This is a genomic window from Methylobacterium sp. J-001, assembly GCF_022829565.1.
GTDB lineage: Bacteria > Pseudomonadota > Alphaproteobacteria > Rhizobiales > Beijerinckiaceae > Methylobacterium.
This window is the reverse complement of sequence record NZ_JAKSYN010000130.1, coordinates 16,173-26,842: the sequence shown is the minus strand read 5'-3', so window position 1 is coordinate 26,842 and position 10,670 is coordinate 16,173. Positions and strand designations below refer to the sequence as shown.

The 10,670-nt window shown below is 65.9% G+C and carries 15 protein-coding genes; 11 read left to right on the top strand and 4 right to left on the bottom strand.

Going from position 1 to position 10,670, the window contains the following annotated elements:
- From MKK65_RS15135 to rpsL, 4 genes are all read right to left on the bottom strand, one after another.
- Window positions 1-141: GTP-binding protein (locus tag MKK65_RS15135; RefSeq protein WP_243958598.1), on the bottom strand; the 141-nt coding region annotated here is incomplete at its 3' end.
- A 58-nt stretch (window positions 142-199) separates the two neighbouring features.
- Window positions 200-2,275: an elongation factor G gene (fusA, locus tag MKK65_RS15130; RefSeq protein ID WP_058192238.1), complete on the bottom strand. Its 2,076-nt coding sequence runs from the start codon at window positions 2,273-2,275 to the stop codon at window positions 200-202.
- A gap of 30 nt (window positions 2,276-2,305) precedes the next feature.
- Entirely contained in the window at window positions 2,306-2,776 is a 471-nt protein-coding gene (gene rpsG, locus MKK65_RS15125; RefSeq protein ID WP_007557567.1) for a 30S ribosomal protein S7, read from the bottom strand.
- Between the two features lie 133 nt (window positions 2,777-2,909).
- On the bottom strand, window positions 2,910-3,281 hold the full coding sequence (gene rpsL / locus MKK65_RS15120) for a 30S ribosomal protein S12 (protein ID WP_007557568.1): 372 nt from the start codon (window positions 3,279-3,281) through the stop codon (window positions 2,910-2,912).
- A 1,077-nt stretch (window positions 3,282-4,358) separates the two neighbouring features.
- Between rpsL and MKK65_RS15115 the strand changes: the two genes are divergently transcribed.
- The 11 genes from MKK65_RS15115 to rplR all read left to right on the top strand — a co-directional run bounded on the left by MKK65_RS15115 (window position 4,359) and on the right by rplR (window position 10,571).
- A complete protein-coding gene (locus MKK65_RS15115) occupies window positions 4,359-5,162 on the top strand; it encodes an ABC transporter substrate-binding protein (protein WP_243958596.1) in 804 nt (267 codons plus the stop codon).
- 7 nt (window positions 5,163-5,169) lie between these two features.
- A complete protein-coding gene (locus MKK65_RS15110) occupies window positions 5,170-5,904 on the top strand; it encodes an amino acid ABC transporter permease (RefSeq protein WP_243958594.1) in 735 nt (244 codons plus the stop codon).
- Window positions 5,901-6,596, top strand: coding sequence for an amino acid ABC transporter permease (locus MKK65_RS15105; RefSeq protein WP_243958593.1), 696 nt, complete (start codon window positions 5,901-5,903; stop codon window positions 6,594-6,596). Before MKK65_RS15110 ends, MKK65_RS15105 begins: the two co-directional genes overlap by 4 nt.
- 208 nt (window positions 6,597-6,804) lie before the next feature.
- Window positions 6,805-7,182, top strand: a complete 378-nt coding sequence (locus tag MKK65_RS15100; protein WP_058192235.1) for a hypothetical protein — start codon at window positions 6,805-6,807, stop codon at window positions 7,180-7,182.
- 466 nt (window positions 7,183-7,648) lie between these two features.
- Window positions 7,649-8,017 carry a 50S ribosomal protein L14 gene (rplN, locus tag MKK65_RS15095; protein ID WP_007557579.1) on the top strand — a complete coding sequence of 123 codons (369 nt, stop codon included), beginning with the start codon at window positions 7,649-7,651 and terminating at the stop codon, window positions 8,015-8,017.
- Window positions 8,017-8,331, top strand: a complete 315-nt coding sequence (gene rplX / locus MKK65_RS15090; protein WP_007557581.1) for a 50S ribosomal protein L24 — start codon at window positions 8,017-8,019, stop codon at window positions 8,329-8,331. Before rplN ends, rplX begins: the two co-directional genes overlap by 1 nt.
- The gene (rplE, locus tag MKK65_RS15085) at window positions 8,324-8,890 is read left to right on the top strand and encodes a 50S ribosomal protein L5 (RefSeq protein ID WP_007557583.1); all 567 of its coding nucleotides are present in this window, start codon (window positions 8,324-8,326) and stop codon (window positions 8,888-8,890) included. Before rplX ends, rplE begins: the two co-directional genes overlap by 8 nt.
- A 40-nt stretch (window positions 8,891-8,930) precedes the next feature.
- Window positions 8,931-9,236, top strand: coding sequence for a 30S ribosomal protein S14 (rpsN, locus tag MKK65_RS15080; protein WP_058192234.1), 306 nt, complete (start codon window positions 8,931-8,933; stop codon window positions 9,234-9,236).
- 10 nt (window positions 9,237-9,246) lie between these two features.
- Complete coding sequence (gene rpsH / locus MKK65_RS15075) at window positions 9,247-9,642, top strand: 30S ribosomal protein S8 (protein WP_007557585.1); 396 nt, start codon at window positions 9,247-9,249, stop codon at window positions 9,640-9,642.
- A gap of 22 nt (window positions 9,643-9,664) precedes the next feature.
- Window positions 9,665-10,198, top strand: coding sequence for a 50S ribosomal protein L6 (gene rplF, locus MKK65_RS15070; protein WP_058192233.1), 534 nt, complete (start codon window positions 9,665-9,667; stop codon window positions 10,196-10,198).
- Window positions 10,199-10,208: 10 nt separating this feature from the next.
- Window positions 10,209-10,571, top strand: a complete 363-nt coding sequence (rplR, locus tag MKK65_RS15065; protein WP_010686176.1) for a 50S ribosomal protein L18 — start codon at window positions 10,209-10,211, stop codon at window positions 10,569-10,571.
- The last annotated feature ends 99 nt before the right edge of the window (window positions 10,572-10,670 follow it).

Sequence of the window (10,670 nt, the reverse complement as noted above, 5' to 3'; positions counted from 1 at the left end):
GTAGGCCGTGAACGTCGCCCCGCCCGTCTCCGCCAAAACCTTCGTGATCGCCGCCGTCAGCGACGTCTTGCCGTGGTCGACGTGACCGATCGTGCCGATGTTGCAGTGCGGCTTGGTGCGGGAGAACTTTTCCTTGCCCATCAGAGCCTCCTAAATTCGAAATCGTGTTGCGGATGAAGAGATGCCTAGGCGTGTAGCCTTAGGCGTACTTGGCGATGACCTTGTCGGCCTCGCCGCGCGGCACCTCTTCGTAGTGGTCGAACTGCATGGTGAAGTTCGCCCGGCCCTGCGACATGGAGCGCAGGTTGTTCACGTAGCCGAACATGTTGGCCAGCGGCACCATCGCGTTGATGACGTTGGCGTTGCCGCGCATGTCCTGGCCCTGGATCTGGCCGCGGCGGGAGTTCAGGTCGCCGATGACCGAGCCGGTATACTCTTCCGGTGAGACGACCTCGACCTTCATCACCGGCTCGAGCAGAACCGAGCCGCCCTTCTGCAGCGCCTCACGGAAGGCAGCGCGGGAGGCGATCTCGAAGGCCAGCGCCGACGAGTCGACGTCGTGGTAGGCACCGTCGATGAGCTCGACCTTGACGTCGACCACCGGGAAGCCCGCCAGGATGCCGGCGCCCAGGACCGAGTTGAGGCCCTTCTCGACGCCCGGGATGTACTCCTTCGGCACCGCGCCGCCGACGATCTTCGACTCGAACAAGAAGCCCGCACCCGGCTCGTTCGGCTCGACGATGAACTTCACCCGAGCGAACTGGCCGGTACCGCCGGTCTGCTTCTTGTGGGTGTAGTCGATCTCCTGACGACGGGTCAGTTTCTCGCGGTAGGCCACCTGCGGCTGGCCGATATTCGCGTCGACCTTGTAGGTGCGGCGCAGGATGTCGACCTTGATGTCCAGGTGCAGCTCGCCCATCCCCTTCAGGATGGTCTGGCCGGATTCCTGGTCCGTGGAGACCCGGAAGGACGGATCCTCGGCGGCGAGCTTGGCGAGCGCGATGCCGAGCTTCTCCTGATCGGCCTTCGACTTCGGCTCGACGGCGATCTCGATGACCGGCTCCGGAAACTCCATGCGCTCGAGGATCACGGCCTTCTGCGGATCGCACAGGGTGTCGCCGGTGCGGGTGTCCTTGAGGCCGGCGAGGGCGACGATGTCGCCCGCGAAGGCTTCCTTGACGTCCTCACGGTTATTGGCGTGCATCAGGAGCATGCGGCCGACGCGCTCCTTCTTGTCGCGCGTCGAGTTGATGACGTTGGCGCCCGACTCGATCTTGCCCGAATACACGCGGCAGAACGTGATCGTGCCGACGTGGGGATCGTCCATGATCTTGAAGGCGAGCATGGAGAAGGGATCGGAATCCGTCGGGTGACGGACCACCGGCTCCTCGGTCTTGAAGTCGATGCCTTCGACGTCGCCGCGATCGGCCGGGGAGGGGAGGTAATCCACCACCGCGTCGAGCAGGGGCTGCACGCCCTTGTTCTTGAAGGCCGAGCCGCAGAGCACCGGATGGAAGGCGCGCAGCTGCACGGCCCGGCGCACGAGCTTGTGCATCGTGGCGGCATCCGGCTCGGTGCCGTCGAGATAGGCCATCATGGCCTCGTCATCGAGCTCGACGCAGGCCTCGACCAGCTTGCCGCGATACTCGACGGCCTGGTCCTTGAGGTCCTCGGGGATCTCGACCTCGGAGAAGTCGGCGCCCAGCGTCTCGCCGGACCAGACGATCGCCTTCATCTTGATGAGGTCGATCACACCCTTGAAGTTCGACTCCGAGCCGATCGGCAGCTGCAGGCAAACGGGCTTGCCGGCGACGCGATCGATGATGTCGGCGACGCACTTGAAGAAGTCGGCGCCGATCTTGTCCATCTTGTTGACGAACACGACGCGCGGCACGTCATACTTGTCGGCCTGACGCCAGACCGTTTCGGTCTGGGGCTCGACGCCCTGGTTGCCGTCGAGCACGCAGACCGCGCCGTCGAGCACGCGCAGGGAACGCTCGACCTCGATGGTGAAGTCGACGTGGCCGGGGGTGTCGATGATGTTCAGGCGCTTCTCGCGCCAGAAGCACGTCGTCGCGGCGGACGTGATCGTGATGCCGCGCTCCTGCTCCTGCTCCATCCAGTCCATGGTGGCAGCGCCGTCATGGACTTCGCCGATCTTGTGCGACTTTCCGGTGTAGTAGAGGATCCGCTCCGTGGTCGTGGTCTTCCCGGCATCAATGTGGGCCATGATGCCGAAGTTGCGGTAGTCCTCGATCGCGTGCGTGCGGGGCATCGGATTGCTCCTGAGAGACGGCGGAACCGCTTACCAGCGGTAGTGCGAGAAGGCGCGGTTGGCTTCCGCCATCCGGTGCGTATCTTCCCGCTTCTTGACGGCGTTGCCGCGGTTGTTCGCGGCGTCGAGCAGTTCAGCGGAGAGCCGCTCGATCATGGTGCGGTCGTTGCGCGACCGGGCGGCCTGGATCAGCCAACGGATGGCGAGGGCCTGGCGGCGCTCGGTCCGAACCTCGACAGGGACCTGGTAGGTCGCACCGCCGACGCGGCGGGAGCGGACCTCGATCATCGGGGCGACGTTGTCGAGCGCAGCGCGGAAGACCTCGATCGGGTTGGCCCGGGCGCGGTTCTCGACGATGTCGAAGGCACCGTAGACGATCCGCTCGGCGGTCGACTTCTTGCCCTCGTACATGATCGAGTTCATGAACTTCGTCAGCACCACGTCCCCGTACTTCGGGTCCGGGATGATCTCACGCTTCTCGGCAGAGTGACGACGGGACATCTCTTAAACTCTCAAACGAGTAGTTCTTAAGCACCTCGCGCAGGCCGCCTTGGCTCTCTTGATGAAGCCGGCGACATCCTTACGAGGCCGTGGAAAGGCCTTGGCGCGACCGGATAAACTCCGGCCGGCGATCTTACTTCGGCCGCTTGGCGCCGTACTTGGACCGGCGCTGCTTGCGGTTCTTCACGCCCTGCGTGTCGAGCACGCCGCGCAGGATGTGGTAGCGCACACCCGGCAGATCCTTGACGCGGCCGCCGCGGATCATGACGACCGAGTGCTCCTGGAGGTTGTGACCCTCGCCCGGGATGTAGCCGATCACCTCAAAGCCATTGGTCAGACGGACCTTGGCGACCTTACGAAGGGCCGAGTTCGGCTTCTTCGGGGTCGTCGTGTAGACCCGGGTGCAGACGCCGCGCTTCTGCGGGCAAGCGTCAAGCGCCGGAACCTTGTTGCGGCTCCGCTGGATCTTCCGCGGCTGGGCGATCAGCTGGTTGATCGTCGGCATCCTGTGCCCTCTTCCTCGGTCACCTTGGTCGGATTGCCGAGGGCAATCCGCAAAACGAATATGCGCCGGAGGTCCTGTCACAGACCCTCGGCGCGGTGTGGGCAGAGGAGCACGCCCGAAACGAACGCGCTCGTACCTACGGATCTGACTTAGAGCGTCAGGCGATTTGAGCCTTCGGATCGCTCGGGGCGATGGCGGCGCTCAAGGTGAAACCTGAGGACCGTCGGCAGCCAATGGCCGTCCGAAGTGGCGCGCTTCTAGCCTCGGTTAACCCGCAGGTCAATGCGGTCCCGGCAGAAAACTGCGCCGCGCGACAGGTTAACGTCCCGTCACGTGCGGACCGATTGAGCCGCCCCGCGTACCGTGAAGCTGGCGATGGCCGGCCTTTTATCCGGGACGCGGCGTGGGGCAAAGACCGCCGCGGGACGAGTCCCGCGCCCTGGCGCCGATGCTACCTTGGCTGGAGCGCGGCTTCCAACACAGCCGACGCTGATCGCGCCTTTGTTTCAGGCCACGCCCGACATCGCCACCCGTGTCGCGCATGACGCGAAGCCGTAGCGGTTGCGACCGGCTGATCGAGGGCACCGAAATAACCTCCGCCCAACGCCAAGCTTCGTGCCGAGCTTCTTCTTCCTGACCGCTGAGAAACAGAACGGGATGCTGTTGATTGCTCCAGCGCTGATACGCCATCATCTTTGTGAGACTCGCAAAGTTCCAGGTAGCTCTTTAGAGATGCGCCGAAGGACTGATTTTCTTCAGTTGCGAATCGCGGGCCTTCGTTCTGGAACCCTTATGTCTGCGACGTTTGGATTTGCCCTTGATCCGAAGCCTGGCCTTCGCCGGTTCTCATGGATCGCCGTAGCCTCAACGCCCTGAGGGTCGACCGCCAACTTCGTCTCGACCCCATCGGATTGGCGACGCGCAATCCCGAGGACTGCACCGCTTCGAAGTGCCAACTCCGTGCCTTCGGCCTGGAGAGGACACGGGGGCCGGTCCGAGCGATCCCGAAATCATGATTCGTGCGGCCGGTCTCGACCCGCCGCGATACGTGAGAACCCTCAACACCTGGAGATATCTGTGCGTCGCCTACTGACTTTCGCCCTGGCAACACTCCTCTCCGTCGGGGCCGCGCAGGCCGATCGGCTCGACGACATCAAGAAGGCCGGCGTGCTGCGGGTCGCGACCTTCGACAGCAATCCGCCCTTCGGCTTCGTCGATCCGAACACCAAGCAGCTCGCCGGGCTCGATGTCGATTACGCCCAGGCGATTGCCGACAAGATCGGCGTGACGCTCGAGCTGCGGCCGACCAATCCCGCGAATCGCATCCCGCTCCTGACCTCCGGCAAGGTCGATCTGGTGCTGGCGAACTTCACCATCACGGAGGAGCGGGCCAAGCAGCTCGACTTCAGCATCCCGTATTTCGCCTCCGGCCAGCAATTCCTCGCCAAGAAGGGCACGCTCACGTCGCCCGACCAGCTGAGCGGCCTGCGCATCGGCGCCGACAAGGGCACCACCAACGAGATCGTCCTGCGCCGCGACTTCGCGAAGGCGACCGTGGTGGCCTTCGACGATACGCCGTTCGCCTTCGCGGCCCTGCGCAACGGCACCGTCCAGGCGATCACGCAGGACGGATCGAAGCTTGTGGGCTTGCTGGCGAAGGTCCCGGACAAGGAGACCTACGAGATTCCGGCCTTCTCGATCTCGAACGACTATATCGGCGCCGGCATCCCGAAGGGCGAGACCCGGCTCCGCGACCTCGTGAACGACACCCTCCGGGAGCTGGAAGCCCGCGGCAAGGCGGCGGCGATCTACGACCGCTGGTTCGGCCCCAACACGCCCCAGCCGCTGCCGCGCCTGTTCCGGATCGGCGACCACGGCTAGGCGCCCGATGAGTCTCTTCGGCGATCTCCTGGCGCCGCGCTACCTGATCTGGCTGCTGCAGGGTTTTGGGGTCGCCCTGGCCCTGTCGGCTTCCGTGTGCTTGGCCGGGACGGCGCTCGGCCTCGCCCTCTGCTGCCTGCGGGAAACGGGGAGCCGGTTCTTGGAAGCGGGGACTGCGGCGTTCGTGGGCCTCATCCGCAACACGCCGCTGCTGGTGCAGCTGTTCTTCTGGTATTTCGGCGCCGCCGCGCTGATGCCGGCCCCGCTCACCGCCTGGCTGAACAGCCCGCATGGCCTGCCCCTGGGGCCGGCCGCCCTGACGTGGCCCGCCTACGAGACACTGGCCGGCTTCTTCGGCCTGACGCTCTACACCGCCGCCTATATCGCCGAGGAATGCCGCGCCGGGCTCAACGGCATCCGGCCCGCGCAGCGGGAGGCTGCGCTCGCGCTCGGCCTGACCGACCTCCAGGTGTTCCGCCACATCGCCCTGCCGCTGGCGCTGCGAATCGCCTGGCTGCCGATGGTCGGCCAGTACCTCCACACCATCAAGAACACGTCGCTGACCATGACCATCGGCCTGGCCGAGCTGTCCTATGCCGCGCGGGAGGTGGAAACCGAGACCTTCCTGGCCTTCCAGGCCTTCGGCATCGCCACGCTCCTGTATGTCGGGGCCGTCGCGGCAGTGGAGGCGGCCGGCCAGGCCGTCGCACGGCGGGACCCGGCGGGGGCCGCCGGCCGGTGAATGTTTCCGTCATCACCGACAATCTCGGCTACCTGCTGGCCGGCGCCTGGCCAGGCGGCCCGGTCGGCGGACTGATGCTGACGATGATTCTGTCGGTCGCCTCGGGGATCGCTTCGGCTTTCCTGGGGCTCGTCCTCGGGATCGCGCTGGCGATGAGCGGCGGCCGGACACGGCGCGCTCTGACCCTGGGCCTCGGGCTGTTCCGGGCCGTGCCGATCGTGATGCTGATCTTCTGGAGCTACTTCCTGCTGCCGGTCCTGTTCGGATTCGCCATCCCGGAGACCGGGACCGTGGTGACGGCCCTGTCGCTGGTGGGCGGCGCCTACCTGTCCTACGCGGTGGCGGCCGGGATCGAGAGCATCGGCCGCGGTCAGTGGGAGGCCGGCCTGGCGCTGGGCTTCGGCCGCTGGCAGATCCTGCGGGTCATCATCCTGCCCCGGGCGCTGCCGGCCATGGCGCCGTCCTTCGTCAACCAGTGGACCGTGCTGATCAAGGACACCGCGCTCGCCTACGTGATCGGCGTACCCGAACTCTCCTTCGTGGCGACCCAGGTGAACAACCGCGCCATGGTCTATCCCGCCGAGATCTTCTTGTTTGTCGGCGCCGTCTACGGATGCCTCTGCCTGCTCGTCGATCGGCTCGCCGCGCTGGTGGCCAAGCAGCGTCGCCTGCCGCGCGCGGGCAGGGCCTGACAGACCCCCGTCCTCGTCTCTATGCGATTCGGATGGGTCGTCGCGGGCACGGCGCGACCATCCCCAAGGGCGTGCCCAGCCAGCAACGTGCCGGATCGGGGCAGGGGCCCGGGATCACGGTCTACGGAAGATTAAAGCGAACCGTCGAAATGTCCCGGTCGTCGGGCGGCCTCCGGGCCAGCCTCAGTGCGCGTCGAGGATGTTGCGTATGGGTTGCGTCGCGGTCAGCAACGTCGTCCCCTTTCGGCGGATCGCCCCCGCCTCCGCGGCAGGCGAGCGGGATGCCCGGAACCGCCGTCGCAGCGAGCAGCGCGCGCTGATGGACGCGGTCTACGCCACCGGCAGCATGATCGTCGCTGCCGGCGATCGCGAGATGAAGCTCACCGCTTCGCGCCTGCAGGTCTACGGCTTTCTCACCATCGAGGAGGTCACCGAGGACGGCGGCATGCGACGGCTGCGCCCCTCCGAAGCGATTCGCGCGCGGTCCGAACGCCCGTGGCGCCTGTCGAAGCCGGCCTTCGGCGGCGCCGTGACGATCCCGAGCCTCGACGATTTCCTGTTCGAATCAGCCGGCCAGCCGTTCTGAGCACCTGAGCCGTCCCGGACACCTCCCCGCCGCGCCGGACTGCACGGCGGACATGGCTGCACTGTTGCCTCGCCCATCCGGCCGCATCTTCGACCAGTCTCGCCGCCGCGCGCATGCGACGGCGACACAAGCCGGCGCCTCGACGCGTCCGCGTCGCTGAACACTCCCGCGGCCACGCCGGGATGCCGTGCGGCACCCGACCCGAATCGCTCGAGCAGCTCCCGGCCGTGCCGGCGAATTTGCCGCGATCGGCTTGCCTTCCGGGCTTACCCGTAGTATCCGCCCGGCCTTCGCGACATTTCGATGGGTGCTCGCACCCTCTGAACGCGGTGACCGCGCCGACGTCTTCTGACGCCGCAAGCGCGGTCTATACCATGAGCCGGGGACATCAGATCCCCATCAGGCGTCGTCCGCCGGGCAATACCGCCCGCGTGCGGAAACCCGCCTGAAACAAGGAGTCACGCACGTGATCCAGATGCAGACGAATCTGGACGTCGCCGACAACTCTGGTGCACGCCGTGTGATGTGCATCAAAGTTCTCGGCGGGTCGAAGCGCAAGTATGCCGGCGTTGGCGATGTGATCGTCGTGTCGGTCAAGGAGGCGATCCCGCGCGGTCGCGTCAAGAAGGGCGACGTCATGAAGGCGGTCGTCGTTCGCACGGCCAAGGCCGTGAAGCGCGTCGACGGGTCGGTGATCCGCTTCGACAAGAACGCTGCGGTCCTGATCAACAATCAGAAGGAGCCGATCGGCACCCGCATCTTCGGACCGGTGCCGCGCGAACTGCGCGCGCGCAACCACATGAAGATCATCTCGCTGGCGCCGGAGGTGCTGTGATGGCAGCCAAGATCAAGAAGGGCGACAAGGTCGTCGTACTCACCGGTCGCGACTCCGGTCGCTCGGGCGAAGTCATTCAGGTTCTGCCGAAGGAAGGCCGGGCTTTCGTGCGCGGCATCAACCTGGTCAAGAAGCACCAGAAGCAGACCCAGAACCAGGAAGGCGGGATCATCTCCAAGGAGGCCGCCATCCAACTCTCGAACATCGCGGTCGCCGATGCCAACGGCAAGCCGACCCGCGTAGGTTTCCGCATCCTCGAAGACGGGCGCAAGGTCCGATTCGCCAAGAGCACGGGGGATCAGATCGATGGCTGAGGCCGACAAGAACGCCTACACCCCGCGCCTGCGCAAGCACTACGACGAAGTCGTGCGCCAGAAGCTGATCGAGGAATTCGGGTACAAGAACCCGATGCAGGTCCCGCAGATCGAGAAGATCGTCATCAACATGGGCGTCGGCGAGTCCACGGCGGACTCCAAGAAGGCGACCGTGGCGGCAGGCGACTTGGCGCTCATCGCCGGTCAGAAGCCGGTGATTACCCGGGCCCGCAAGGCCATCGCGACCTTCAAGGTCCGCGAAGGCATGCCGATCGGCTGCAAGGTGACGCTGCGCAAGCAGCGCATGTACGAGTTCATGGATCGCCTGATCACGATCGCGCTCCCGCGCGTCCGCGATTTCCGCGGCCTGAACCCGCGCTCGTTCGACGGGCGGGGCAATTACGCCCTCGGTCTCAAGGAGCACCTCGTGTTCCCGGAGATCTCCTACGACAAGGCCGAGCAGATGTGGGGCATGGACATCGTCGTGGCGACCAGCGCCAAGACCGATGCCGAGGCCAAGGCCCTGCTCGCCGCCTTCCAGTTCCCGTTCCGGCAGTGAGGCCTTCGCGCCTCATACGCGGACACCGGAGATAGACCACATGTCGAAGAAAAGCTCAGTCGAGAAGAATGAGGCCCGCAAGACGCTGGTGAAGCGTTTCGCGGCCAAGCGGAAGGCGCTCCTCGAGATCGCCAACAACGACACCCTCGAGATGGAGGAGCGCTTTGAAGCGCGCCTCAAGCTCGCGGAACTGCCGCGCAACTCGTCCGCCACCCGCATCCGGAACCGGTGCGGCATGACCGGCCGTCCGCGCGCGTTCTACCGTAAGATGGGCATCTCGCGCATCGCGCTGCGGGAGCTTGGCAACCGGGGCCTGATCCCCGGCCTGGTCAAGTCGAGCTGGTAAGGAGGTCCCCATGGTCAACGATCCCGTGGGTGACATGCTCACCCGTATCCGCAACGGCCAGCTGCGCCGTCGCAACGTCGTTCAGACGCCCGGCTCGCGCCTGCGCGCCAACGTCCTGAACGTGCTGAAGTCCGAGGGCTACATCCGCGATTACGCGGCGACCGACCTGGGCAACGGCCGCACCGAGTTCGCCATCGAGCTCAAGTACTACGACGGTCGCCCGGTGATCCGCGAGATCAAGCGCGTGTCGAAGCCCGGCCGTCGGGTCTACTCGTCTGTCGGTGATCTGCCGCACGTGGCCGACGGCCTGGGCGTCACCATCGTCTCCACCCCGCAGGGCGTCATGGCCGACCACGAGGCGCGCGAGCGCAACGTCGGCGGTGAAGTGCTCTGCACCGTATTCTGATCGGGACGGAGGAGGTTATCCCATGTCTCGCGTAGGTAAAAAGCCCGTTCCCGTGCCGGCCGGCGTCACCGCCACCGTCACCGGTCAGACGGTGAAGATGAAGGGCTCGAAGGGCGAGCTGCAGTTCGACGTTCCCGCGCTGGTCAGCGTGGCGATGAAGGACGGCGCCATCGAAGTCCAGCCAATCAACCAGTCCAAGCCCGCGCGCTCCCTTTGGGGCACGTCGCGGGCGCAGATCGCCAACATCGCCGAAGGCGTGTCGAAGGGCTTCGAGAAGAAGCTCGAGATCACGGGCGTCGGCTATCGTGCGGCGATGGCCGGCAAGGCCCTCAAGCTGTCGCTCGGCTACAGCCACGACATCGAATACGCGATCCCCGCCGGGATCACGATCGTTACCCCGAAGCCCACCGAGATCACGATCACCGGGATCAACCGCCAGCAGGTCGGTCAGGTCGCCGCCGAGATCCGCGATTACCGCGGACCCGAGCCCTACAAGGGCAAGGGCGTGAAGTACGCGGGCGAGTTCATCTTCCGCAAGGAAGGCAAGAAGAAGTAAGGAGGGCATCATGTCTCGCAAGCTCGAAGCCCTCGATCGCCGCAAGGCGCGCGTCCGTCGCGCGCTGCGGGCGGCCGCCAATGGCCGTCCGCGGCTCTCGGTGTTCCGCTCGTCGAAGCAGATCTACGTGCAGGTCATCGACGACGTCGCCGGCAAGACGCTGGCCGCCGCCTCGTCGATCGACAAGGCGCTCAAGGGTGAACTCAAGACCGGCGCCGATGTCGCCGCCGCCAAGGCGGTGGGCAAGCTGGTGGCCGAGCGCGCCAAGGCCGCCGGCGTCACGAAGGTGATCTTCGACCGCTCCGGCTACATCTACCACGGCCGCGTCGCGGCCGTCGCCGAAGCCGCCCGCGAGGGTGGCCTGGAGTTCTAAGGAACTCTCTCCGCGCGGCCTGATACCCGCGCGGCCATTCCCTCCCGTTTCCGGCGAGGGGAATCGAGCGAGCGGATCCGAGGATCCGCGCTAGTGAGA

Coding starts and splice junctions, on each gene's coding strand:
- MKK65_RS15100 (WP_058192235.1), top strand. CDS start 6,805: ATGGGTTGCGTCGCGGTCAGCAACGTCGTCCCCTTTCGGCGGATCGCC.
- rpsL (WP_007557568.1), bottom strand. CDS start 3,281: ATGCCGACGATCAACCAGCTGATCGCCCAGCCGCGGAAGATCCAGCGG.
- rplR (WP_010686176.1), top strand. CDS start 10,209: ATGTCTCGCAAGCTCGAAGCCCTCGATCGCCGCAAGGCGCGCGTCCGT.
- rpsN (WP_058192234.1), top strand. CDS start 8,931: ATGTCGAAGAAAAGCTCAGTCGAGAAGAATGAGGCCCGCAAGACGCTG.
- fusA (WP_058192238.1), bottom strand. CDS start 2,275: ATGCCCCGCACGCACGCGATCGAGGACTACCGCAACTTCGGCATCATG.
- rplF (WP_058192233.1), top strand. CDS start 9,665: ATGTCTCGCGTAGGTAAAAAGCCCGTTCCCGTGCCGGCCGGCGTCACC.
- rpsG (WP_007557567.1), bottom strand. CDS start 2,776: ATGTCCCGTCGTCACTCTGCCGAGAAGCGTGAGATCATCCCGGACCCG.
- rplE (WP_007557583.1), top strand. CDS start 8,324: ATGGCTGAGGCCGACAAGAACGCCTACACCCCGCGCCTGCGCAAGCAC.
- rpsH (WP_007557585.1), top strand. CDS start 9,247: ATGGTCAACGATCCCGTGGGTGACATGCTCACCCGTATCCGCAACGGC.
- rplX (WP_007557581.1), top strand. CDS start 8,017: ATGGCAGCCAAGATCAAGAAGGGCGACAAGGTCGTCGTACTCACCGGT.
- MKK65_RS15110 (WP_243958594.1), top strand. CDS start 5,170: ATGAGTCTCTTCGGCGATCTCCTGGCGCCGCGCTACCTGATCTGGCTG.